The following is a 24496-nucleotide window of genomic DNA, read 5'->3' on the forward strand; positions in this document are numbered from 1 at the left end:
ATCTTGTATATCCATACATGATTTCGAATATTTTTAAAATTTTTATGAAAAAAAGAAGAAAAATAAACAGGGATGACTCCTGCAGAACAGCCATAGAAAAAGATAAAGAGGCGTATTTCCTCTTTAGCTGAGGCATGGCCTGTGGAAAGCACCCCCTGTAAAGATTTTGTATAAAAATACCTGTTTTTTGTCTTTTTCAACAGACTGATTAGAAGCATATTCGCTGATATTGTTGAGTTATTTCGTTATATGTACACTATAGACGAACGAATGTCCTCTCTATATACTTAATATAACCAATCTATTACGTATAAGGAGAAAAAAGCATGGCCTCCACCGTTATTATCTATTTCGTCATTGTCTGCCTCGCATCCGTATTAAGTACGTTTTTATCTATTTATGGTTTATTACGGTTCAGGCACGCTCCGGGCGGTCGCTTTTACATTATCGTTACTGCCCTGAGTGCATTGTTCACTTTCGCTTATGCCCTGGAGATTTACAGCGTTACTTATGAAGCCATGCGCTTTTGGCTGCGCATTGAATACCTCGCCCTGCCGCTGCTGCCAGTATTTATTCTTCTTATGGCTGTAGAATACTGCGGATACAAAGTACGACTGTGGATGTGCGGCTTTCTTCTGATTATTCCTGTGGTTACTATAGTCATGCAGAATACGAATGAACTGCATTATTTATACTATACCTCTATGGGTGTTCTCGTTAACAATCCGTTTTCCGTCGTTTATCTGCAGCACGGGCCTTTTTATCTGCTGCACACCTTCTTTTTTTACAGCTGCGTTTTTATTAGTATCATGCTTCTGCTCAACCAGCTGCGCACTTTAGTTAAGCCGTTTCGAAAGCAGACTTATTTAATGATTGTCGGCCTTTTTGTGCCGAGTATCGGCGGCCTGCTGAATGCAGCGGATATAGGACCGGAAAGTATTGATCTTGTTCCTATTTTTATGAGTCTTTCATTTGTGTTTCATGCACTTGCATTAACCTCGCTGCGCATGTTCGATGTAGCGCCTATCGCAAGAGATGTTGTATTTGAGAGTATTGAACAGGGGGTTCTCGTCCTCAATGCCAATGATATTATTATTGACTACAATAAGTCCTTTACCCGTCTCTGCCTGAATATTCCAGCTTCCATTATTGGAGATCCCATTACTGACGTTTTACAAAAACACGATAACCTTATTGCCGCTGTGAAAAAAGGAGAAGAATGTGACGTATCTCTTCAGATAAAAGAACAGCTCGCTTATTTCCATGTCCATTTTTCTCCTATCTACAGTAAAAACAACAGTCATGCCGGTACGGTTATTACCTTTCTAAATATCACCGAGCGAGTAGCCATGGAGGAAACGTTAAAGCATTTAGCCCGCACGGACGGTCTTACCCAGATGTATAACAGAACGTACTTTATGGAAGAAGCCGAATATACTCTCAGCCTGCCTTTATCCTCTTCCGTACAGGCCTCGCTCATATTGTTTGATATTGATTTTTTTAAACAGGTAAATGATACGTACGGGCATGATACCGGCGACCAGGTCTTGACAAGTATCGCCCGGATCACTAAAAAACACCTGCGCACAACAGATATTGCCGGCCGCTATGGAGGAGAAGAATTTGTCCTGTGCCTTCCCGGCACTTCAAAAGCAGAAGCGGTCAATATTGCCAACAGACTCCGCCTGGCCATAGCCGATCATAAAATCATTTCCGAAACGGCGCCTATTCAGGTAACGTCCAGTTTCGGTATTGCCCATATGCTTCTTGACTTTCATTCCGATCCCGCAGCAGAGCTGCGTGAAGGAATCAAAAAAGCAGATCTTGCTTTGTATGAAGCAAAGCGGGAAGGCCGAAACTGTGTACGCGCCTACCAGCCTTCCCTGCCGCAGCAGGCAGCCGCTCATAAATAGCCGGTTTAATAATATTTAGCGTTATTTCCTTCTTTTTACTATTCTTATATGAATAACCATACCATTCGTTATATAGATCATTTATACTGTATATAGTTCTTTATAGAATTACGTGCTGAACTATCTGCAGAAAGGGGTCGTAACGATGGGAGAATTAAGCATTTATATGAGCGCTGTTGTCTTCAGCGGCTTGCTCAGCCTGATGCTCAGTTTATTCGCCGTGTTTAAAATCAGGAGCTCTCCCGGCGGATTTTATTTTATTCTAGCGGCGCTCGCTACGGCCTTGTACTCCTTTTCTCATGTGTTTCGTTTATCTGCCTCTTCTTTTGAAAACATAAGATTCTGGCTGAATGTGGAATACTTATTCATTCCGTTTATTCCGCTGTTTATTTTACTCATGTGCGTCCGCTATGTCGGACTGAAAATACCATCCTGGCTGTTTCAGCTGTTGTGTGCACTCCCTGTTGTGACGATCTTAATGCAGCAGACGAGCCACCTGCACACTTACTTTTATTCTTCTGTCTCGTTTGAAAACAACGGGCCGTTCCCCGTACTCAATTTAGTTCCCGGTCCATGGTACTATATGCACGCCTTTTTCGTTTTCTTCTGCCTGCTATCCAGCGTCCTGATTCTGATGCATCAGCTGCAGAGTGTTTCGCCAAGATACAGAGTCCCTACCTTGTTAATGGCTGCCGGCATCTGTATTCCGATTCTTTCCGGTATTCTGCATGCGTATAATCTGCAGCCGGCCGGTCTTGATTTAGCTCCGGTTTTTCTGGCTGTCTCCTTTCTGTTTCATGGGACTGCCCTTATCATGTTTCCCTTTTTTCTCGTGGCACCGATTGCCAGGGATCGCGTATTTGAAAATATGAAAGAGCCGGTAATCGTTTTGAATAAACAGAACATGATTATCGATTATACCCGCCCTATGCAGAAGCTGCTGCCGGTACTAAATCAAAGTGCCATCGGGCAGCCGGTGGACAAAGTGCTCGCCGGACATCAGGAATTTCTAAAAATTATTTACCAGGAAAAAGAAGAAGATTTCACATGGGAGATAGAGAATGGTTCTTATCATTTTCAGCCCCGCTTCTCCTTGATTTATGATAAAAATAATACCGATATCGGCAAAATCATCACGCTGATGGACGTTACCACTCGTGTCGAAATCGAAAAAGAGCTTAAAGAGCTTGCGACCATTGATTCTCTTACGATGCTTCTTAATAAAGCAGCTTTTATTGAGCAGGCAAATAATGCAAATAAAGCATTGAGCCGCAAAGGCGGTTATATCAGCATAATTATGTTTGATATTGACTACTTCAAGCAGGTTAATGACACGTTCGGTCATGAAGCAGGCGACCGGGCACTCCGAAACGTAGCGCTGACCGCCAGGGACAATCTGCGCGCCTCTGATATCATCGGCCGGTACGGCGGAGAAGAATTCATTATCTGCCTTCCTGATGTCCCGCTGAAGCACGCAGTCAGAATCGCCGAAAACCTGCGCCAGAAAATTGCAGCTTCTTCTATTACTATTGGAGACCAGAGTATTACCGTCACATCGAGTTTCGGCGTAGCTTCCACATACACTTCAGCGGGTTTTCATCCGCCCCCGCTCTGTCCCGTAGCAGAGCAGGCGGACAAAGCGCTGTATAAAGCAAAAAGCCGCGGGCGCAACTGCGTGCAGTCCAACCTGCAGCTTGCTTCTTCCCGCCGGCCCGAACCCGAAAAAAAACGGAACCTCTTTTAAATAAGGGGTTCCGTTTTTTTTCAGCGCTGTTTTTGTTCAAATTCTTCCCGGATGCGGCTGAGCCCTTCTGCCGACCCGGCAACCTCTCCCATAGCATGTTCTATTTCTTTCATGACCGCTGCAAATGTTCCGAGCTCCATTTCGATCTTCTCATTTTGTCCCTTCGATTCTTTCATAGCTGCTAGAATTTCCGCGAAATAACGATCTGTTTCCACCATGCCTTCTGTGCCTTCCTGGACGAGAACATTAACCTTATCAACAGAAGCAGAAACATTTTTCACCTGGCTGTTCGTTTTGGCAATCAGGTCGGATACGGTGGACGTTGAGTGTTTTGTCTGGGTGGAAAGGGCCCGTATTTCATCAGCCACGACGGAAAAACCTCTCCCATGTTCGCCGGCCCGGGAAGCTTCAATAGCCGCATTCAGAGCCAGCAGATTTGTTTTTACCGCAATATCCTGAACGATATCGATCACCTCATTAATCTGCCGGGAAATCACCTGCAGTTCTTTTGAGTCCTGCAGGATAGTATCCATGCTTTGTTTAATAAATGTCATATTCTCACTCTGCTGCTCGACCTGAAGTTTTCCGCTGGCAGAAAATGATTCAGACTTATCGGCAAGCTCCGATCCCTGCTGGGCGAGACACAGAATATTTTCCGACTGGATGGTTGTTTGTTTAATAGAAGCACTCGTTTCCTCTGAGATAGCGGACAATTCTTCAGAGGTTTCGCTGACCCGTTCAATAAACGTATCTTTTACCGCCTGATCTTCCAAACGGATTCGCTTATTCTCTTCTTCATAAGCTTCGAGCACTATCTGCTGTTCAAAATTAATAAGCTTGCTTATAATTAGAACTGCCTGCGTGAGGTCCTCCCTGTTTTCAATATGATCCTGGGCTATTTTTGCCAAAGAGTTCAGAAGGTCCTGAAACGCAGACATATACCACTTTGTTTCCAGCCCGATCCGGACATGGGCATGGGCAATTCGTTTTCTTTTTGCCAGAAAAGCATCATCGATCGTTCCGTTAAACAGCTCCACAATATGTGTTTTGAGCGTCATTTTCAGACGTTCCACGTGACTATGCTGTTCTATAATCGCCAGCAGGTTAGGCTGTTTCGTAATGTTGCCGTAAAACTGTTCGGTAATCCATTCTATGTTTTTTTCAATCAGCGGTTTGAGGGACTTCACTACGGTAAGATCCGCTTCGTTTAAATTAATAATGTGCAGCTGACGGTTCATATCGCTGCCCGGTGGGATGGACAGTTTTCCCTGCCCTTGATAAACAGAGGCGGCCGCAGTTTCTTTTTTTCCTGACCTCAGCCAGCGTGTTTTCGTTTGAAATGCCATTCGATAGTCTCCTTTTATCACGTATAATATAGTATCAGGCCTTTTCTTTATTATCGGCAGAAGAACGGAATAATTTATCTATATTAGTTAGATGCTGCATTTTTCACTATTCTTTGTACGGGAGGTTTGTATGGCAGACAGTATAAAAAGCATTTACAGTCCTGAATATATTGAACGGCTCGGCCGGACGCTTTCCGCTTTCTCTACTGCCGTTTCTGTGACAGATTTTCAGAACGCGGTGTACGGAAACGATTGGGAGCAGCTGGAGTTTAAGCAGCGGGCTGCGAGAATTGCCGAATCCATGCAGAGGGTGCTTCCCGGTGATTACCCGGCAGCACTTGCAGTACTCGATGAAGCAGCTCCTTCATTTGGAGGGCTTGAAGGTATTGTGTTTCCTGAATTTGTCGCACGGTTCGGCCTTGATCACCAGGAGCGTTCCCTGCAGGCGCTGGAAACTTATACGCGCTATTCCAGCTCCGAATTTGCGGTTCGGCCTTTTTTAAAACAAGACCTCTCCGGCACACTCAAACGAATGACGGCCTGGACAAAAAGCCCGGATGAGCACGTCCGCCGGCTCGCAAGCGAAGGCAGCCGCCCACGCCTTCCCTGGGGAGAAGGAGTTCCTGCCTTAAAAAAGAATCCGGATCTTACTCTGCCAATACTAGAAGAGCTGGCTCAGGATCCTTCCATCTATGTGCAGAAAAGCGTAGCCAATCATTTAAATGATATATCCAAAACACATCCCGATTTATTTATCGAAACGGTGACCCGCTGGAAGGAGAAAGGTGGACGCACCGGCTGGATCGTCAAACATGCATCACGGTCCCTTTTGAAAAAAGGTGATTCCCGGATACTGGCTTTGTTTGGTTTTTATCCCGGGAGCACAAACGTGTCTAAGCTCACCTTCGCTCCCAGCCGCCTGCCTATCGGGGACAGTGCCGAATTTTCATTTGTTGTGTCGGCTGAACTGGAAACCAAAGTGCGGGTGGAATTCGCCGTCGACTACGTAAAAAGCAGCGGCCGACGGACAAGAAAAGTGTTCCACGTCACAGAAACCGACATGGCACCTATGACATCAAGACGGTTTACCAAACAGTTATCCTTCCGGCAGCTAACGACCCGGATCCATTTTCCGGGTCAGCACACGCTTGCCATTTTGATCAACGGTGAAGAAAAAAGCGCCGTTGATTTTGAACTGATCGATACACCAAAAGAGCCTCTTCCTTAAAACAGGAAAAGGCTCTTTTTATTTATGTTTTCTTATAGGCTGCGTGAGGCTGGTCTGTAATAAACATGTGGCCCGGTTCATGGGTAATGGCAAGCGCAAGCTTTGCTTCAAGCAGGGCATTCTGCGGAGTTACCCCGCAGGCCCAGAATACGGGTATTTCTCCCGGATGAATCGTTACCGGATCCCCATAATCCGGGTGCTGCAGATCCACAATGCCGAGCTCCGCCGGACTTCCAATATGAACGGGAGCACCATGCACGTCAGGATACTGCGAAGTAATACGCTCTGCCGTTTCTACGAGTGCTTTCGGAATCGGCCTCATGCTGACGACCATCTTCCCTTGAAAAGGAAGAGATTCTTCCGTCGGTACAGATGTTTTATACATCGGAACATTGCAGTGCTCCTCCATGTGCCGTATTGGGACCAACGCTTCGAGAAGAGCGGCTTCAAAGGTAAAACTGCAGCCTATGAGAAACGTTACAAAATCCGCTTCCCATAAATCTGTTATATCGGTCCGCTGTTCTGCATATTGGCCGTTTATATACACGCGGTACTTCGGTACATCACTGCGGATATCAGAGCCTGCTGCCAGAGAGGAAATCCATTCTCCAGCGGGGATTTCCTCCAGCACGGGGCAGGACTTGGGATTTAAGCGGGCGAATTCCCGAAAGGCCGCTGCCTCTTTTTCCGGAAGTATTACTACATTCGTCTGGGTATAGTCAGAAGCCATACCCGCTGTCGGCCCGGTATGCTTCTGGGTTCGTATCTGCTGCCTTGCTTTTTCAGCCGGTGTCATTATTGGTTACCTCCTTCTCACTCAGCCGGTGTCGTATTGAACCAGCTTTCATAGTTTTCCGGAATAAACATGATTACATCCGGCAGATATGTCACAATAAGCAGGACTGCCAGAAGAATGCCGATCTGCGGGATCAGGTAGCGGAACATTTCCGGTACTTTAATATTAGCAATCCGTGCGGTAACAAACAAGGCAACCCCGAGCGGCGGCGTCACCATGCCGATCGTCAGGTTAACGGCCATAATAATGCCAAAATGTACAGGATCTATTCCAGCCTGCAGAATTAAGGGCAGAAACAAAGGCGTAAAGATCGATACTGCACTAATCGTGTCAATAAATGTTCCTGCCAGCAGCAAGATAAGATTGATCAGCAGCAGAAGCAGGAGCGGATTTTCGCCGAAAGGTCCCAGTACGTCCAAAAGCTGCTGCGGAATGCTGTGATAGGAAAGCAGCCAGATAAAAATCGAGGCGTTACCAATAAGAAAAATAATACTGGCTGTTGTCCGGCCCGAATCCATAAACACAGGCACAATATCTTTAAACTTAAGATCCCCGTACACAAAAAGACCGATCAAAAGCGCATAAATAACGGCAATAACGCCTGATTCAGTTGCAGTAAACATCCCGGAAATAATGCCACCTAAAATGATGACAGGCATCAATAGAGCAAGAATCGCGTCCTTAAAGCTGAATAATAGTTCTTTTGGCTTTGGAAACGGTGTTCTTGTTTTGTCTTTTGTTTTCATCCCAATAATAAAGCAATACGTCATTAAGCCGAGACCCATCAGCATGCCGGGAAGAACGCCCGCTACAAATAAGTCACTGATGGATACACTGGCAATGACTCCGTATAGAATCAGAACGATACTCGGGGGGATAATCGGCCCGATCGTCGAGGAGCTTGCGACAAGGCTTGCCGAAAACCGGACGTCATACCCCTGCTCTTTCATCGCCGGTATCATCATGCCTCCAATGGCGGCCGCCGCAGCGATTGCCGTGCCGGTTAAAGCGGAAAAAAACATGCTGGCCATAACGACGACCATAGCGAGCCCTCCCGGCATAAAGCCAACGACCAGCTGGGAAAAATTAATCAACCGCTTGGAAATTCCCCCTTTGGTCATGATTTCACCTGCGAGCACAAACAAAGGCACTGCAATCAAGGTAAAGCTTTCAATGCCATTGTAAAGCCGGCGTGGCAGATTGATCAAAAGAGCGGGATCCGTTACGAGAATCCCGAGTAATGACACGAATCCCAAAGCAAATGCGATCGGAATCCGAAAGAGAATGAGTGCAAACAACAGTGGAATCAGCCAGATCATGTCATCACCTTCCTTATGTGAAAATAAAGCATGAATACAGCACTAAGAGGAAGGGCGAGATATACGTAAGCCTTCTGCACGGGCAGAATTCCCACTACCTGGCCGGACATTAGGTTATTTAGAAAAAGCTGAAAGCCGAAATATAGAAGAACCAGAATAAAAATAGTAATAATAGTAAATTCCAGAATACTGGAAAGCTTCTGCATCCATAAAGGAGCATTGTCGAGTAAATCCACCTGCAGGTGATCATTATTTTTCAAACAAACCACAGCTCCGAACAGGACAGAATACACAAAGCCAATTAACGCAAGTTCCTGCGACCAGGCAAGCGACGATCCCAGAACATAGCGGAAAATAACCTGTGCCAGCGTAACAGCCACTGTTAGAAACAGAGACACAAGCATTAACGTTTCCATGCATTTCCCCAGGTAATAATCAACACGAGCCATTCTCTATCTTCCTTTCTATAAAGCAGGACCGGTGTTATCCACCGGCCCCCTTTTTTATTTACTCTCTGTTTCTTACACGCTCTACAAGATCGCTTGGAACCTGGTCTGATACAACATCGGCTACGCCTTCTGTTGCTTCACGGAAGGCTTCGCGGTCCGGGTCTTCTGTAACCGTGACGCCTTCTGATTCAAGCATGTCGAGTATTTCTGCTTCTTTTTCAGCCAGCGTTTCTCTGTGGTACGTCGTTGTTTCTTCCACTGCTTCTTCAACAGAAGTCAGCTGCTCTTCGCTGAGCTTGCCTTCTGCGCCGCTGCTCATAACAACGATAGCAGGAGAATACGTGTGCTCGGTTAAAGATACATAATCCTGTACTTCATAGAAGTTCATCGAATCTATCGTTGGCAGCGGATTTTCCTGTCCGTCAACAACTCCCTGGTCAAGAGCAGAATACAATTCGTTAAAATCTACCGGCGTCGGGCTGGCGCCAAGCGCTTCCATATGGGCTTCCCATACTGGAGATGGCTGCACGCGGATACTAAGTCCATCCATATCCTCCGGTGATTCAATTTCCACCGCATTATTTGTCACATGGCGCATGCCTACTTCCCAGTAGCCAAGTCCAATCATTCCTGTTTCGTTCACCGTATCGAGCAGTTCCTGTCCGATGTCGCCGTCCAGCGTTTCGTATACGTGCTCGGTGTCTTCAAATAAGTAAGGTATCCCAAATAAATTCATTTCCGGAACGGTATTTGCAAAGCTGCTGTCTGCGGCGACCGTTGTCATATCAAGCGTCCCATCCTGAATCTGTTCAATCGCTTCATCTTCGCTTCCAAGCGTGGCATTTCCATGAATATCAATTTCCACGCTTCCTCCTGTTTTCTCTTCCACTGTTTCTTTAAAATGCTCGGCCGCGATATGATATTGGTGGGAATCAGAGCCCGAGTGGGCCAGTCGAAGCGTTACGTTTTCTTCCTCTCCTCCAGCACTGTCGCCGCCTCCTCCGCAGGCAGATAAAGCAATCGCACACGCTGACACAGACATTACAGATATTAATTTTTTCTTCATAACCAAAACACCCCTCTGATTTTTTTATAAAGATGATTAATATAGAGCCGGTACGCGGCTTGTAAATATCGGTACGGTATCTCTGACTGTTTTTACGCTTTCCAGGTCCAGCTGTCTTGTAATAACTTCTTCATTAGATGATGACCCTTTCGCAAGCACAGTGCCCCATGGATCAATAAACATCGAGCGCCCGGCAAACTCAACGCCGTCATAGGTTCCTACGCGGTTGCACGTAACGACATACATTTGGTTTTCAATCGCTCTGGCCGTGCTGAGCGTTTCCCAGTGCCCCGCTCTCGCTTCCGGCCATTCTGCTGGAATAAAAAGAACCTGGGCTTCCTGGAGGGCGAGCTGCCTGATAATTTCAGGGAAGCGGAGATCAAAACAGATAACAACACCCATTTTTACGCCATCCAGTACAAATGTCTGGACCTTTGCCCTGCCGCCTTCCAGATAAGCAGGCTCATTAAGCATCGGTACTAAATGAATTTTGTCGTAATGGTAGATCAGGTTTCCTTTCCGGTCTATCACCACGGCCCGGTTGTAAATAAGCGAATCTACTTTCACCGCAATCGATCCGCCGATAATATTAACAGCATAGGAGGAGGCAAGCTTCTGGAGAAAAACCACACTCTCCCCGTCCGCCGCTTCTGCTGTGTCTTCCAATGCGTCCAGCGTGTAGGCAGTAGTCCACATTTCAGGAAGGACGACTACATCCGTATCCGGCTTGACGTTTTCTGCAAACCAGACAGCCGCTTTTTCCTGATTCGCTTCCGGGTTACCGGCTATGATATCTAATTGAAAAACGGTAATATTCATCGTTTCTCTCCTTTCTTATATAATCTCAATCTTATATTCCAGCGTAATTTCCTCTCCTGCTACCGGATCCTTTAAAGACATACGGTGGGCGCTGCCGAATTTAAATCCGCTCAGTAATGGTACTGTCCCAATAAGGAAAACTGAGTGCGGCAGGGCAATCGATTGATTTTTTAAATGATTTTTCAAATCTTCATACGGCATAATCGCAGATACCGGATTGTTCTGATAAGGCACCCATTCCCCATCGATATATATTTCTGAGGATAGAATCAGGTCATCCCAATGATCGACTACTTCTTTTAAATCCCACGCCTCTTCTGCGATTGGCTTATCGCAAACCTGTTTCGATTTACCGATGTGCACCGTCTCCAGCTCCCGATCGGTATGGTCACTTCCCAGGGTGAGATACACTTCATTTTCATCTTCTCCGAAAACCAGCACGGGTTCTGCTTCTCCACTCGTCTGCTCTCCTACTACTTCAAGCAGCCCTTCTGTTTCCAGACTCGAACGCCGCATAGGGAACAAAGCCGGTACTTCATTTGGTCTTGGCACTCCAATTTCAGCAAGTTCTTCAATATGTTCTTTCACTTTAGCCTGGTCCCGGCCCGAATAACCGATACAGATGACCTGATCTACCTTTAATGATTTCTGCTGTCCTTTTACGGTAAGCTGTACGACTTCTTTTGTTGTTGTCAATTTGCATCCTCCTCGTCAATCATCGCTAACAATATGTCCTGACTGTTTTGTATATGAAACTCCAGCGCTTTTCTTGCTTTTTCCTTTGATCCTGTTTCAAACGCATCGATAATAGCCTGATGTTCTTTAAGCGTTTCTTTCATCCGGCTGTCATTGCTGACAGCCCGGATTCCAAAGCGCAGCATTTGATCGCTTAAATGATCCAGAAACTGAATCAATCGGCTGTTGCCGGTAAGCTGCGCCAAATACATATGAAAATCGCGGTCTTCGTTAATAAATTGCTGCCGGTCCTGCTCGGCGAGCGTGGTCATTCGTTTCTGATATTCTTTTAAATCAGTAATATGTTCTTCTGTAATAAGAGAAGCAACCAGTTCACCGACAAAACCTTCATTTGCATAGCGGCATTGGAACACTTCAAAAATATCCTGGCGCTCAATTTCCTTTACGACAACCCCTTTCCAGGGGATCGTTTCCACCCAGCCTTCAAATTCAAGTTTTTTCAGTGCTTCTCTGACCGGTGTACGGCTCACCCCCAGCTTTTCTGCGATGGAGCGTTCCTGCAGGGAGTCCCCAGGTCTGATATCCAGGCTGATTACTGCATCCTTTATCTCTCTATAAACTTGATCGGTATAAGAAACGAACTTTCCGATTTTTTTCAAGTTATCTCCTCCTATACATCTTTTCCAATATTAGGTATCTGATATGTGGTGTCTGGTATACCAGTTGAATACCCATACTGTACCCTCCCCCTTTTAATTTGTCAAACAATTTTCAAAATTTAGTTTTGTAAGCGTTACTTTTGTTTTTCTTCATGCATAATTGATACAAAACTATCACACCTTCTTACAGTAAACGCCGATTGCGTCAGATTATCTATCAAACAAAAAAGCCTTCTGCCTCAGCAGAAAGCTTTTCTATATCGCCGTGTATCCTTTTACTGCAGGAGCTCAGCTGTATGTTTTTAAAAATTGTTTCAGCTTTTCTTTCATTTGATCAGAATGCTTCCCCAGCCAGATTAAATGCCCCCAGGTATTTAATGGCTGCAGCTCTGCCTGCGATACATGATTTCCCACATGATACATATGAGCGATGTCTACGGACGCATCATTTTGGCTGTGCTGAACAAGAACCGGACAGGTAATTTTTTGGAGCAGGCCAGGCGTACACTGACCAGTTAGGGCGATATCATTTAAAAATCCTGTTTTCGAACGCTGCCTTCTGATCATTTGTGTAAAAGCCGGTATGTCCTCCGGCAGGGTGGCAGAAGCTACTTCTTCATAGGGAAGCGTACTAAAAGAGGAACTCATTATTCTATATACGAGCCCGGGGCTCATCCGGCTCGCTGCAGAAAGCATGCGCCATGTTCCTTTTTCCGTATAACGGTTAAAAAGCAGCTGGGCCGCAGTGTATTCCCTGTCAGCCGGAGTGAGCCATTTTTTCGTTACGGCAGACTGCAGTACCAGACATTTCACCCTCTCCGGGTACAGTGCAGCCAGCGCTATACCTTCGGGCCCCCCGGCCGACATCGCTATAACAGCCGCGGCTTGAATGCTGCATTCATCGAGCACCTGTATCCAGTTTGCTGCAGCCGTTTCCAGCGAAGCTCCGCATGCTGTTGTGGTTTCTCCATACCCCGAACGGGAAGGCGTTATAATGGAATAACCTGCATTTAAAAGCTCTTCGTAACCGAGCTGTTCCCGGCAGTTGGAATGCCCGCCGTGAAGAACCAGCACGGCCGGTCCGGTTCCTTTTACCGTGTATTCAATCCGGCTCCCGTTTTCTTTATAAATCATGCCGATTTTATTCATAGGCCTCCCCCTGCCTTTATGTAGATGGAAAAGCCCGCTCAAGGCTGTGCCCTGAGGGGACTCTTCTATTATTTATACAAACCGGGCACTCTGCTCTTAAAAATAGGAACTTCTTCTCTTACCCGCTTGACGCTTTCCAGATCCAGCGTATTCTGCAGGACTTCTTCTTCATCCGGGGTCCCCTTGGAAAGTACACCTCCAAATGGCTCTATAAACATAGAACGCCCGGCAAACGTAGTTCCGTTGTAGGAGCCGATACGGTTACAGGTAACTACATACATTTGATTTTCGACAGCACGGGCCACACTAAGCGTTTCCCAATGGGCCGCTCGTGCTTCCGGCCACTCCGCCGGGATAAATAAAACCTGGATTCCCTGAAGAGCCAGATCCCGGATAATTTCCGGAAAACGCAGATCGTAGCATATCACCACGCCCATTTTAACACCGTCCAGTTCAAACGCCTTTACGCTGCTGGTTCCGCCGTTCAGGTACTTTGGTTCGTCAAGCATAGGAACGAGATGAATTTTATCGTATTCGTAAACAACGGTTCCTTTTCTGTCAATGACCACGGCCCGGTTAAAAATCTTTCCGTCTTCTTTCACCGCTATCGATCCGCCAATGAGATGGACATCATACTTTACCGCCAGCTCTTGAAGAAAAGTAACGGTAGGGCCGTCAGACGGCTCTGCCAGCTGATCAAGCTCCTCCAATGCATAAGCGGTTGTCCACATTTCCGGGAGTACAATAATATCTATCGAAGGTCCGGCGTTTCGTTCAAACCATGCCTTCACCTTTTCTCTATTCCGTGCAGGTTCTCCGGGAATGATATTCATTTGAAATACTGCAATATTCATATAAATTCTCCTTTGCTTTGCATCCTGCTGTCTGCTTTAATTATACCCCTTTCCATGGCCCCATAAAACTGAATCTCAACAGTGGGTATTTTCCTAAAAAAAGAGCAGAGCCGGATGGGCTCTGCTTTCTATTCTTTATCGGTATTACTTTTGCTGCTTTTCAACGAGTTAATCATCATTGTGATTGCGCCGTCTCCGGTTACATTGGCGGCTGTTCCAAAGCTGTCCTGGGCGAGATAAATGGCAATCATCAGAGCTACGGCTCCTTCGTCAAAACCAAGCATCGCCGATAATACGCCGACTGCCGCCACTACCGCTCCTCCCGGAACGCCGGGGGCTGCCACCATCATCACGCCAAGCGTCATAATGACGGGAATCATTGCAAGAAAGCCTGGAAAAGCAAGACCCGGATACACGTACATAACGGCCGTAGCGGCTGTTACTATCGTAATCATGCTTCCTGATAAATGAATGTTGGCACAAAGCGGAACGACAAAGTTTGCTACTGCATGCCGCGCCTTTGTCTTTTTGACAGAGGCGAGCGTCACCGGAATGGTAGCGGCGCTGCTCATCGTTCCTAACGCCGTGAAATACGCGGGAAGCATCGTTTTTAACAGCACAAAAGGATTGGTCCGGCTCATGGCTCCGGCAATGCTGTATTGGATAAGAAGCCAGGCTATATGCATTCCCACCGCCAATAGGAGAACAATTCCAAACACGCCGAGCGTCTGGACGACCGTACCCTCATAGCTCATTTCAGAAAACACGCCTGCTATATAAAAGGGAAGCAGCGGGATAATAACTTTCCGGATAGACAGTTCAACAATGGACTGTCCTTCTGTAAAAAAGCCCAGCAGCTTCCGGGATCCTGTAGCTGCAATCCCAATACCAAATACGAAGGCCAGTATTAGAGCCGTCAGTACATCAAATACCGGCGCAATCGTGAAATCAATAAAGCCTTCCATTTCTGACGGCTGTGCTGCCTCCCCGCCTGTAAGTCCCAAAGCGGGAAGCACAAAAATTACTATACTTAATGCAAAGGTACCTGCAAGGATAGTAGAAGCGTAAGCTGCCCCGACTGTTGTGCCGAGTATACGCCCTGCCCCTTTCCCAAGAGAAGCAATCCCTGCTGTAATGAAAAATAAAATAATTAAAGGAACCATAAAAAAGATAAACGTTCCAATAATTTCTTTTATAGTAACCATCAGACGTACGATAGTTTCGTTAGCTGCAAGGCCTATAAGGACACCGGCAGCAATTCCGGCAAGCAAACGAATAATTAATTTCATATGTATCCTCCAATAACTGCGTTAAACTCGTCATGCACCCCTCTCATTCTACCGGTATTCCATAAACAAACAATCATTTTCGCCAATTTGTCATAAAGAGAAAGACATTTTCCTCTTTTGAGGTTCTATGTTTGTTTTTTTATTGATATTTGACGTATACTACGGCAAAATGCTTGAGCATATCATGAATGGTCTGCTGATCATTACCAATGTGCTGCAGCATGCTCATTACTTCTTCCTGCTCCTGTTCGGAGGAAGCCAGGATAACGTCTATCATAAAATCGCTGTCAATCATATGCAGCTTATTATCGAGCACAAACGAATAGCGCTGTTTTTCTATAGGATGAAATTTAAAAAACGTCTTAATGTCATTTTCCGGCATAAACAGCGGCAGGGTCTGCCTGCCTGTCACCACCTTTTCTATTAAATCGGAATGGTTATTATTATGATATAAAACAAATGACTCCGCAAATAATCCGTCTTATAAACATAAAACTGTAAAAAAACGGCCCAGCACGGGCCGCATCGGCTTTACTCGTCTTTTTTAAGAAGTCTGCGGATATCGTCTTCCATATCTTTCGGTTCTGTTTTTGGTCCGTACCGGGAAACCACATTTCCCTCCTGGTCTACGAGAAACTTCGTGAAGTTCCATTTAATAGAAGAACCAAACATGCCGCCTTCTTCTTTCTTTAAGTATTTATACAAGGGATGGGCATCCGGCCCGTTCACTTTTACTTTGGCAAACAAAGGAAACGTCACGCCGAAATTCACTTTACACGTTTCTTCCATTGCTTCATTTTCTACGGGCTCCTGGTTTAAAAAGTCATTTGACGGAAATCCTACTACCGCGAGACCCTCTTCTTTATACTCTTTATGAAGCGCTTCAAGCCCGTCAAACTGCGGAGCAAGCCCGCATTTAGTGGCCGTGTTTACGATAAGCATCACCTGTCCTTTATAGTCCGCTAATGCTTTCTCTTCTTCTTTAGGCGTTTTCACCGTAAAATCATGTACACTCATCCTTACCCTCTCCTTTCTTTATTTACTATAATTAACTTTCAGGGCAACCGCAATGAATCAAGCTTTACGGAGAGCGTCCCGCTTTCTGCCCTGCCTGTGATTTGGTACACTGAACAAGTACATTCAGAAAAAGGGAGAGAATACGCCATGAGTTTTATGATCGTGAATTATGAACTAGCTATAACCGGCCGCCAGCGTGACTTCGGCGCAATTGAAAACTATATCCGCACTTCTTATAAATCACGAGAGCTGACAAGCTCCTGCTGGATGATCGAAACGTCATTCCGGCAGACGCCTGCGCAGATTGTTCAGGAAATTTATTCCCTGCAGGATGTAGATGCAGATCATGACCGCGTCGTCGCTGCCATCGTCAGCCCCGGAAATCCCGGCTTGTATTCCTCCCGGAACGAACGGGCCAATCAATCATAAAAAAGGAATCCCTCTGTGGGATTCCTTTTTTTGTTTATGCTTTTTCATTAATATATTGAATTAATTCCTGCAGTTCCATGTCTGCCATGGATTCCAGCTGGTGGGACACTTCCCCGAACTCCATCGCTTTTGTCACCGTATTCGGAAAAACCACGCAGGCCATTCCCGCTCTTCTTGCAGCCAGCGCGCCGTTGGCGGAGTCTTCAAAAACGAGGCACTCCTCTGGAGCAAGTCCCAGCTGCTCGGCCGTTATTTGATAGAGCGAAGGATCGGGTTTCACAATCTTTACATCATCCTTAGTATTTATCGTTTCAAAATGATCATATAATCCTAAATTCTTTAAATGACGGGACACCCATGAAAAATCAGAACTTGAGGCCAGGCCGACTTTTAAATTTAAATGCCCGGCTGCCTGCAGATAATCATGAACGCCGGGACGCGGCTGCTCAGAAGAAATTTTTTCCACAAACGTTTCACTCAGCCTTTTTTCCAGCACGTCGTGCTCTACTGGAGACTGCATCTGCTCTTCCAAATAGGAAAAAGGCCGGAATCCCGTGTATGTGCCGATCTGTTCCTGCCACATCGCGAGCGGAAGTTCGTGACCGTGCTCTTTGTATATAGCATTCATTACTTCATACTGGTGCGTTTCCGTATCCAGAATCAATCCGTCAAAATCAAATATAACACCTTTAATCATTCCTGCCACTCTCCTTTTGTCCTCTGCATTATAAAATACCCTGCCTTTTCTGGCAATAAAAAAAACACACCCCGCCCCGGGATGTGCCGTTCGGGCTATGCCTCTTGATGAGCTTTATCGATCGTAATAAGTACGACATCCTTCATTAAAAATCGGTGAAGCGTTCCGGAGGAATCATGAAACTGGACTTCATTTTCAGCAAAAACACGGTTGCTGAACGATTCAGCCGGTTCATCTGTCTTGACCATATGAACCACGGAAAAATCTTTGGAAAAAAAATAAGTTACGCGGTAATGCATGCAGGCACCTCCTTTTATCTCTACCTCTTCAGTATTCGCTGTACCATCTGGTTATTCCTCTTCTTTATACATAAACGACCATGGCTACTTCGTCGCAGTTGGTGAATTTCGCACAGTGGATGCAGTCTTTCCATACTTTCTGCGGCATCGTTTCCTTCTGGGTGATATGAAATCCGCACTTTTCGAAGAACGGCACCTGATAGGTAAGCGACAACAGCTTTTCGATGCGCCGCTGCTTTGTTTCTTCCACAATCCGGGCTACAAGCTTTCGGCCGATCCCTTTTCCCTGCCCGCTTTTATTTACGGCAAGCGAACGGATTTCTGCCAGGGAAGGATCAAAGACAGTAATTCCCGCTACGCCGTAAATGGACGACGCTTCTTCTGCCACGAACATCGCTTCTGCTTCTATTTCCTGCTGGATTGCCTCACGGGTGCGATGAAGCATGAGCCCCTGCAGGGCGTAATCGTATACGATTGTATATATAGCTTCTATATCCCCGTGCCGGGCTTTTCTTATCGTAACCATGAACTTTCTCCTTTTATTCATATACTCTTTTATACAGTGTAATAGATAGTAGTAGAAATGTAAATAAATAATCATACATATGTATTTTTATTCAATCTGTTCCATTTAAAAATATCGTTCTTTTAAACGAATTTTTGTTTATTTTCCTTGTTTTACAGGTATAATAATAGTAGTACTTATTTTCTACTTTCCCCTCCAGTGATTCCATTTTTCCTTTTTTCGTATTTATAAATGTACATGCTGCATTTTAGTGAATCTCACTAACGAAAAGGAGTTGTTGAAAATGGTCTCTTCTCTAACTACTCGTTCCACCAGACGGCAGAAACAAACCCGGCGCAGCGTTTTACGGGTTTCCATCGCTTCAAGCATCGCGGCAGCTGGTTTCTTATCATTATCGAGCGCCGGCAGTGCCTGCGCATGCAGCGAAGATTATATGGTGCAGCCGGGAGACACGCTTTATGCGATCGCAGCAAAACATAAAGTAACCGTAGAACAGCTGCAGAGCGTAAACGAACTGCATTCGTATACTATCCGCTCCGGCCAGACGCTTCTCGTACCCATAGAGGCAGCCAATAATGAGAACGCCAACAAAGGCAGAGGTGTGCCGCTCGATCAGTTTAGAAACAGTAAATCTACTACAGGGAGCTACACGGTGACATCCGGTGATACATTATACCGCATTGCCCGGATGCATAATATGACCGTTCCTGCTCTGCAGCAGTTAAATAAGAAATCAAATACTATTATTCATGTAGGAGAAACGCTGAAAGTAAAGAGCTCTTCTGAAGCACCGGCTGCAAAGGCTGTGTACAAAGTTCAGCCGGGGGATACCATGTACTCGCTCGCAGCCCGGTACGGTACAACGGTCACTACATTAAAGCAGCTAAATAACAAAAGCACTGCCTTCCTCCGTACCGGAGAGAGTTTAAAGATACCAAATGTAATTACGTCCAAGGCTAAGTATATCGGCCAGGGTGATAATCACACGCTTTACTTCCAGCTCAACGGCCGTGAAACGGCAGTAAGCAAGGCCTACAACACCTCATATTCCTTAAAGGAAGGAAGCACGGTGACCCTGCACTATACTACAAAAGGGCCCCGCCCAGCAGTTGTGGCTGTATACTAATCATTAAAAAGGCCTCTTCCATTGAAGAAGAGGCTTTTTTAACTGTCCAGTATAACGCCGCTGCTTGTGCCCCGCAGGACTTCTTTTCCGTCCTGGTTTCGATACGTGGATCGAAGCGACACCACCCGGCGGGCGTCCTGTTTATCAACAGTGAGGATTTCCAGTTCACAGATAACCGTGTCGCCGCTGAACACCGGACGCAGAAATTCGCTGTTCAGTTCTCTGGCAATATAATGCAGACCGCCGCCAATTTTTGTACCGATACTGGCCGTTAACAGCCCGTGAACCATAACCCGTCCTTTTTCATCTTCTTTCATATGGTGTTTCCCCGTGTCTCCAGTTATTTCTGCGAAATGACGCACTTCTTCCCGATGAAACGTTTTTTCTTCCCTGAATATATCTCCTGGTTTGATCATGGATTCCCTCCTGAATAAATAAATAAATGAATGAATGTTCATTCTTTATTTTAACATAAAAAACAGGCACCACGGCAGGCGTGCCTGTTTTTGTTTAATGAATGCGGAGCACTATTTTGCCAATGTTTTTATTGGCTTCCATTTTTCTATGTGCTTCCGGCACGTCTTCTAGTGAAAACACCTCGTCCACTACCGGCGCCAGGTCCCCCCGCTGGAATAAATGCATCGTGTGTTTGACGAAATCAGCGGTCAGCTCGGCTTTGTATTCGCTGCTTCTGGGGGTTAACAGCGTACCGGTAATCTGTACACGTTTTAGCAGAATATCCATTAGATTTATTTTTTCCACTTCAGCGCCGCCTAATATACCAATTAGTACCCAGCGTCCATCGGTTCTTACACTCATCAGGTTCTTTTCCCAATAGGATGCGCCGATAAAGTCAAGAATCAGATCTGCTCCGGTATCATTGGTCTGCTTCAGCACTTCTTTTTCAAATGCGTCTGTTTTATAATTTATACCTACATCAGCACCCAGCTCACGGCAGACGTTCAGCTTCTTCTCCGACCCTGCGGTTACGATTGTCCTGGCCCGGCTCAGCTTGTGGGCAAGCTGAATAGCGGCGGTTCCCACTCCGCTTGCGCCTGCATGAATCAGCACCGTTTCTTCTTTTTGAAGTTTTCCAATCCAGTACAGCGTCTGGAATGCGGTCAAAAACACTTCAGGAACTGCCGCTGCCTCTTCAAAGGATAAAGAGGACGGGATCGGCATTCCCCGGTCAGCCGGCATAACCGCGTACTCTGCATAGCCTCCGCCTTCAACCAGCCCCATAATACGATCTCCTTCGCTCCAGGATGGACTGCTGCTCTCCACTACCGTGCCGGCCACTTCTATTCCCAGAATAGGATTTTTCATATAGCCCGCTTTGCCTTCGCGTGCCAGGATGTCTGTTCTGTTAATCGCAGCAGCCTCCACTTTAATTAAAAGCTCTCCTTTTCCCGGTTCCGGCACCGGCTGGTCCGTTATCTGCAGCTGATCCGCACTCCCTGCTTCTTTTACCGTTACTGCTTTCATGTATAAAACTCCTTTATTTTCGTTAAAAGTTATCAACTTTCGTTATATTCCTTCTTTTTTTCCTCTTGAAACCTTGCTGATTTTTAAAGCCTGAGGCCGGGTTTATGTGGTAATCTATAATTAAAAGCATACACTTGATTTTTTGTTTAGAAGGAGGCGGTATCTTATGTCAGGTATTGGCAGTATTCCCTCGAATATGAGCTCCCGGACCATACTTAATAGTATTGGCGAAAACGTCATGCTGTTGGATGATAATCATACCATCATCTGGGCCAATAAACAGGCGTCTGTGCTGCTCGATGAAGCGGCGCCTTTGTTTCACATGCGCGCACCTGAGGATTTTATCGGCGTATCCATTAACTATTTTTATGACTTAAGCGCGCATCAGCTCGATGTGATGAAACATATGCAGCAGACACGGCGGACGCGCATTACCATAAAGAACACGATCGTAGCCGATATCGTGATCACGCCGCTTCAGGAAGACAGCAGCATTATTGGGTTTGTCGTTATGCTGATGGATGTCACTTCCCGTGCGGAGGAAGAAAAGCGTAAAGAGGCGTGGTACCGAAAGCTCTCCATTCCAATTGTACATATCTGGGACCGCACTATTGCCCTGCCGTTAATTGGAGAATTTGATGAAGAACGCGGCGGGCATCTGCTGCATTCTCTTCTGGAGGAATGCAATGTACACCGGATCGAGTACGTTATTTTAAACCTCGGCGCTGTTTATGAATTTGAGGATCGGTTGAAATTTTATATTCAGCGGGTGCATGACAGCTTAAAATTAGTCGGCACGCAGTGTATTATTGTTGGCATGAGCAGCAACCTGGCCATGACGATGGGCAGGCTGGACCGGAACATTCCAACCTTTCCGCATTCCAAAAACGGATTAAAATATGTGATGAAACAGCTGAACGATTAACTTTCGTCCATCTAAAAAGCCTCCGGCACAGACCGGAGGCTTTTCTTTACGCTTCATGCAGTTCACCGGCTCCTTCGAAAACGAGGAGTTCTTTTTTACGTTCGATATTTTCAGACGTAAAGCTGCGTCCGGTAAACATGGCATCATCTGCGGTATAGAGTTTTAAATAATATTCGTCCGTATGATGCAGCCCTTCCTCTTCCAAGGTCAACACCGGATCGTACATCTCAAACTGCCAGTTTTCTGCATGATTTTCGATAGATAAAGTACCGCCCCGGCAGTCTATGAATTGATCATTGATATATACAAGCTTTATCTCAATGTCTCTCATCCAATCAGCCTCCCAAATGATACTTAATTGGTATTTTTCTTCCGATCCTCTTCGAGCTTGTTCAGTGACGAGATAATGTGCTTATCTTCTGTATCATTGTTTACGCCTATAGAAGCGATCCTTTCATCTTTAAGCCACTGCGTATAAATTTTATACCCGTTGGAATTAAATTTATTTTTCGTCTCTTCTTTTGTGGCTTCTTCGTCAAAAACAAAGCCCCGTTCCGCTAAAACGTCTTCACTGTACTGCTTCATAAATAAATACTCCTTTCTTCGAAGTGCTACGATACTTCTTCTTGATTGATTTCGTTTAAAGGCTCGACGCCCTGGAACTTATAATTATAAACGCCTTTGCTCTTTTTATCCCCGTGTACCGGTATAGCTCTTGCTCTTCCCTGATACGTCCCGAATTTATCATTACCAGAATAAATGGTCAATTCCACGCTTCCATCCGCTGCTTTTTGAAAATCCTTTAAAGCTAAATTCAAATACTGGACATGGAGAACCCATCTGCTGTTGGAATGCCATTCCAGCACCATTTCATCAGCTTTATAGTGAGTTTTTTCATTGATGGATATTTTTGTGATTCCAATTCTTCTCATTGTGTACACTCTCCTTTAGGTTATATAAACGCATACCCGTTTTTAAAGATCTTATACCAGAAAAGAAATTATATATTTGTTTACATAATATTAATACAGTAAATAAAGATGCGTCGCTTTTATTTTCTGCAGATTATCCGTTTGTATCCCGCCTGATAAAGCCAAAGAATCCGGCCGCTCCGATCACCAGGGATACCAGCGCCAATCCTATGACAGGCATAGGTTTAATCTCTTCAACGGGATAGGAGGCCACCCATCCAAACGGAGTAAGTTCCCCTACCCAATCAGGAAACTGAAAGATCCTCCCAAAATAAACCGCAATATAGGAATAGCCTAAATACAGCCAGATCACAAATGTGTACTTAGGAAAAAAGCCAATCAGCAGCACAGCTAGTCCCGTCATGACCCAAAAAGCCGGCAGGTATAGAAAAGCAGAAGCAAACACGGTGGATCCGGAAAGGCTCTCCTGATCCATAGCCAGCGCCATCCCTCCTGCTGTCGCCAGCATCATCACTATACTAAGCGCTATAGAAAAAACAGCGTAGTGTGCGAGCTGCCCGATACGTGAGACCGAACGGCCTAGTATATGCTGCATACGATCTTTTTTTTCTTCCGTTTTTATTTTTAATGCGGCCATTACTACCGGAATCGTTCCAATAAGAGCCATCACCGACATTAATACAGGCAGGAACTGCTCACTTAATGTTAAGTCGGATGTTTGAGAAACCACTCCCTGTATCACGTTCGTTGATTCAAAGAAAGCTTCAGTATCCGTCAGCACAGAACCATAGGTTATTCCCAGCAGAAACATCGCCACTGTCCAGAAGAAAATACCGGTCCGCTGCAGCCGCCAGATAAGCCCGCCTGTACCCTGAAGCAGAAATCCTGCTTCTTTTCTGCCTTTTGACGCGGAGAATAGACCGGCCCCGGTGTCCCTTGCTGCATTAATATACAAGGCGGCTACTGCTATAAGAAATGACGAACCTGCCAACAGCCACAGCGGCCACCAGATGTTGCTTACAAACACTTCGGTCCGCTGCGCCCATCCTATTGGCGAAAACCAGGAGAGGGCGTTTTCATTTACATCGCCTACTGCACGGAGAGTATAAGCGGCCATTAACAAGCCAAATGCCAGGCCGGTCGCCGTTTTAGCTCCTTGAGCAAGCTGGGCGGAAAAAGCGGTTCCTGCTGCAAAAAAGAAGCCGCAGAGTCCAATAGCAGCAGAATAGAGCAGGGCTCCTTCCAAGTTGATGCTTTCGATGTCCAGCATGACCAGCGCCCCCGTCATCGCAAGAACCAGCACGACATTTAAGAGAAGCGCTGATGCGATCACTGAGGTCAAAGAAGATGTTCTGCCAATCGGTAGAGCCAGCAGCGTTTCTGTTTTTCCATCCTCTTCATCGCCCCGTGTATTGCGGCTGACAAACAGAATGTTCATAATGCCTGCTGTAAGAGCCGTCATCGCAAGCATCTGGTGACCCAGCATAGCTCCAAACGTATAATTATCCAGGCCGTAGCCGCGTCCTACCATCGCCGTCGTTGCCGGATTGACCATCGCGGTTGTAAGTGCCTGGCGTTCTGCTTCGGAAGGATACAGCCCTAAAAAGGAGGCTGCTGTTCCGGCAGTTAATGCAGTCAGGGCCAGCAGCCATATTAAAAACCGCAGTTTGTTACGCTTTATAACAAACCAGGACAGATTTCCCGTCTGGGCAAACAAAGACTGGTACATTATG

Annotated in this window: 28 protein-coding genes; 6 read left to right on the forward strand and 22 right to left on the reverse strand. The window is 45.9% G+C overall.

Annotated elements, in window-relative coordinates:
- Positions 1-326: 326 nt before the first annotated feature.
- The gene (locus ATL39_RS04240) at positions 327-1913 is read left to right on the forward strand and encodes a histidine kinase N-terminal 7TM domain-containing diguanylate cyclase (protein ID WP_120192059.1); all 1587 of its coding nucleotides are present in this window, start codon (positions 327-329) and stop codon (positions 1911-1913) included.
- Positions 1914-2058: 145 nt separating this feature from the next.
- A complete protein-coding gene (locus tag ATL39_RS04245; protein ID WP_120192060.1) occupies positions 2059-3657 on the forward strand; it encodes a histidine kinase N-terminal 7TM domain-containing diguanylate cyclase in 1599 nt (532 codons plus the stop codon).
- Positions 3658-3677: 20 nt separating this feature from the next.
- Here ATL39_RS04245 and ATL39_RS04250 read toward each other — a convergent pair whose 3' ends face one another.
- Entirely contained in the window at positions 3678-5003 is a 1326-nt protein-coding gene (locus tag ATL39_RS04250; RefSeq protein ID WP_120192061.1) for a globin-coupled sensor protein, read from the reverse strand.
- Between the two features lie 130 nt (positions 5004-5133).
- Here ATL39_RS04250 and ATL39_RS04255 point away from each other — a divergent pair, with 130 nt between their 5' ends.
- Positions 5134-6231 carry a DNA alkylation repair protein gene (locus tag ATL39_RS04255; protein ID WP_170146831.1) on the forward strand — a complete coding sequence of 366 codons (1098 nt, stop codon included), beginning with the start codon at positions 5134-5136 and terminating at the stop codon, positions 6229-6231.
- Positions 6232-6253: 22 nt separating this feature from the next.
- Here the strand turns inward: ATL39_RS04255 and ATL39_RS04260 are convergent, their stop codons facing one another.
- The 12 genes from ATL39_RS04260 to ATL39_RS04315 all read right to left on the reverse strand — a co-directional run bounded on the left by ATL39_RS04260 (position 6254) and on the right by ATL39_RS04315 (position 16344).
- On the reverse strand, positions 6254-7027 hold the full coding sequence (locus ATL39_RS04260) for a putative hydro-lyase (protein WP_120192063.1): 774 nt from the start codon (positions 7025-7027) through the stop codon (positions 6254-6256).
- 17 nt (positions 7028-7044) lie between these two features.
- Positions 7045-8346 (reverse strand): TRAP transporter large permease, encoded by a 1302-nt coding sequence (locus tag ATL39_RS04265; RefSeq protein ID WP_120192064.1) that lies wholly within the window; start codon positions 8344-8346, stop codon positions 7045-7047.
- Positions 8343-8795 carry a TRAP transporter small permease gene (locus ATL39_RS04270; RefSeq protein WP_120192065.1) on the reverse strand — a complete coding sequence of 151 codons (453 nt, stop codon included), beginning with the start codon at positions 8793-8795 and terminating at the stop codon, positions 8343-8345. The genes ATL39_RS04265 and ATL39_RS04270 overlap by 4 nt, the downstream gene beginning before the upstream one ends.
- A gap of 58 nt (positions 8796-8853) precedes the next feature.
- The gene (locus ATL39_RS04275; protein ID WP_120192066.1) at positions 8854-9861 is read right to left on the reverse strand and encodes a DctP family TRAP transporter solute-binding subunit; all 1008 of its coding nucleotides are present in this window, start codon (positions 9859-9861) and stop codon (positions 8854-8856) included.
- Between the two features lie 36 nt (positions 9862-9897).
- The gene (locus tag ATL39_RS04280) at positions 9898-10680 is read right to left on the reverse strand and encodes a carbon-nitrogen family hydrolase (RefSeq protein ID WP_120192067.1); all 783 of its coding nucleotides are present in this window, start codon (positions 10678-10680) and stop codon (positions 9898-9900) included.
- Positions 10681-10695: 15 nt separating this feature from the next.
- A complete protein-coding gene (locus tag ATL39_RS04285) occupies positions 10696-11376 on the reverse strand; it encodes a DUF2848 family protein (protein ID WP_120192068.1) in 681 nt (226 codons plus the stop codon).
- Positions 11373-12035: a GntR family transcriptional regulator gene (locus tag ATL39_RS04290; RefSeq protein WP_120192069.1), complete on the reverse strand. Its 663-nt coding sequence runs from the start codon at positions 12033-12035 to the stop codon at positions 11373-11375. The genes ATL39_RS04285 and ATL39_RS04290 overlap by 4 nt, the downstream gene beginning before the upstream one ends.
- Positions 12036-12323: 288 nt before the next feature.
- Entirely contained in the window at positions 12324-13184 is an 861-nt protein-coding gene (locus ATL39_RS04295) for an alpha/beta fold hydrolase (RefSeq protein ID WP_120192070.1), read from the reverse strand.
- 68 nt (positions 13185-13252) lie between these two features.
- The gene (locus tag ATL39_RS04300) at positions 13253-14038 is read right to left on the reverse strand and encodes a carbon-nitrogen family hydrolase (RefSeq protein WP_120192071.1); all 786 of its coding nucleotides are present in this window, start codon (positions 14036-14038) and stop codon (positions 13253-13255) included.
- A 128-nt stretch (positions 14039-14166) separates the two neighbouring features.
- Positions 14167-15327, reverse strand: a complete 1161-nt coding sequence (locus ATL39_RS04305; RefSeq protein WP_120192072.1) for a cation:dicarboxylate symporter family transporter — start codon at positions 15325-15327, stop codon at positions 14167-14169.
- 139 nt (positions 15328-15466) lie between these two features.
- Positions 15467-15739: a hypothetical protein gene (locus ATL39_RS04310; RefSeq protein WP_147419330.1), complete on the reverse strand. Its 273-nt coding sequence runs from the start codon at positions 15737-15739 to the stop codon at positions 15467-15469.
- A gap of 119 nt (positions 15740-15858) precedes the next feature.
- Entirely contained in the window at positions 15859-16344 is a 486-nt protein-coding gene (locus ATL39_RS04315) for a glutathione peroxidase (protein WP_120192074.1), read from the reverse strand.
- A gap of 147 nt (positions 16345-16491) precedes the next feature.
- On the opposite strand from ATL39_RS04315, the gene ATL39_RS04320 reads away from it, so the two are divergent.
- Positions 16492-16773 (forward strand): hypothetical protein, encoded by a 282-nt coding sequence (locus ATL39_RS04320; protein WP_120192075.1) that lies wholly within the window; start codon positions 16492-16494, stop codon positions 16771-16773.
- Positions 16774-16807: 34 nt separating this feature from the next.
- Here the strand turns inward: ATL39_RS04320 and ATL39_RS04325 are convergent, their stop codons facing one another.
- The 3 genes from ATL39_RS04325 to ATL39_RS04335 form a co-directional block, all read right to left on the reverse strand.
- Positions 16808-17470, reverse strand: coding sequence for an HAD family hydrolase (locus ATL39_RS04325; RefSeq protein WP_120192076.1), 663 nt, complete (start codon positions 17468-17470; stop codon positions 16808-16810).
- A gap of 95 nt (positions 17471-17565) precedes the next feature.
- A complete protein-coding gene (locus ATL39_RS04330) occupies positions 17566-17769 on the reverse strand; it encodes a hypothetical protein (protein ID WP_120192077.1) in 204 nt (67 codons plus the stop codon).
- A gap of 64 nt (positions 17770-17833) precedes the next feature.
- Positions 17834-18295, reverse strand: coding sequence for an N-acetyltransferase (locus ATL39_RS04335; protein ID WP_120192078.1), 462 nt, complete (start codon positions 18293-18295; stop codon positions 17834-17836).
- Positions 18296-18578: 283 nt separating this feature from the next.
- Here ATL39_RS04335 and ATL39_RS04340 point away from each other — a divergent pair, with 283 nt between their 5' ends.
- A complete protein-coding gene (locus ATL39_RS04340) occupies positions 18579-19421 on the forward strand; it encodes a LysM peptidoglycan-binding domain-containing protein (RefSeq protein WP_120192079.1) in 843 nt (280 codons plus the stop codon).
- Between the two features lie 38 nt (positions 19422-19459).
- On the opposite strand, the gene ATL39_RS04345 is transcribed toward ATL39_RS04340, so the two are convergent.
- Positions 19460-19837: a hotdog domain-containing protein gene (locus ATL39_RS04345; protein ID WP_120192080.1), complete on the reverse strand. Its 378-nt coding sequence runs from the start codon at positions 19835-19837 to the stop codon at positions 19460-19462.
- 94 nt (positions 19838-19931) lie between these two features.
- Positions 19932-20906, reverse strand: coding sequence for an NAD(P)H-quinone oxidoreductase (locus ATL39_RS04350; protein ID WP_120192081.1), 975 nt, complete (start codon positions 20904-20906; stop codon positions 19932-19934).
- 166 nt (positions 20907-21072) lie between these two features.
- On the opposite strand from ATL39_RS04350, the gene ATL39_RS04355 reads away from it, so the two are divergent.
- Entirely contained in the window at positions 21073-21831 is a 759-nt protein-coding gene (locus ATL39_RS04355) for a PAS domain-containing protein (protein WP_120192082.1), read from the forward strand.
- A 46-nt stretch (positions 21832-21877) separates the two neighbouring features.
- On the opposite strand, the gene ATL39_RS04360 is transcribed toward ATL39_RS04355, so the two are convergent.
- The 4 genes from ATL39_RS04360 to ATL39_RS04375 all read right to left on the reverse strand — a co-directional run bounded on the left by ATL39_RS04360 (position 21878) and on the right by ATL39_RS04375 (position 24492).
- Complete coding sequence (locus tag ATL39_RS04360; RefSeq protein WP_120192083.1) at positions 21878-22162, reverse strand: hypothetical protein; 285 nt, start codon at positions 22160-22162, stop codon at positions 21878-21880.
- A gap of 23 nt (positions 22163-22185) precedes the next feature.
- Positions 22186-22416 carry a hypothetical protein gene (locus ATL39_RS04365; protein ID WP_120192084.1) on the reverse strand — a complete coding sequence of 77 codons (231 nt, stop codon included), beginning with the start codon at positions 22414-22416 and terminating at the stop codon, positions 22186-22188.
- Between the two features lie 26 nt (positions 22417-22442).
- Positions 22443-22763, reverse strand: coding sequence for a hypothetical protein (locus tag ATL39_RS04370; RefSeq protein WP_120192085.1), 321 nt, complete (start codon positions 22761-22763; stop codon positions 22443-22445).
- Positions 22764-22896: 133 nt separating this feature from the next.
- The gene (locus ATL39_RS04375; protein ID WP_120192086.1) at positions 22897-24492 is read right to left on the reverse strand and encodes an ABC transporter permease; all 1596 of its coding nucleotides are present in this window, start codon (positions 24490-24492) and stop codon (positions 22897-22899) included.
- Positions 24493-24496: the final 4 nt, after the last annotated feature.

This window comes from Sinobaca qinghaiensis (assembly GCF_003610495.1).
Taxonomy (GTDB): Bacteria; Bacillota; Bacilli; order Bacillales; family Marinococcaceae; genus Sinobaca; species Sinobaca qinghaiensis.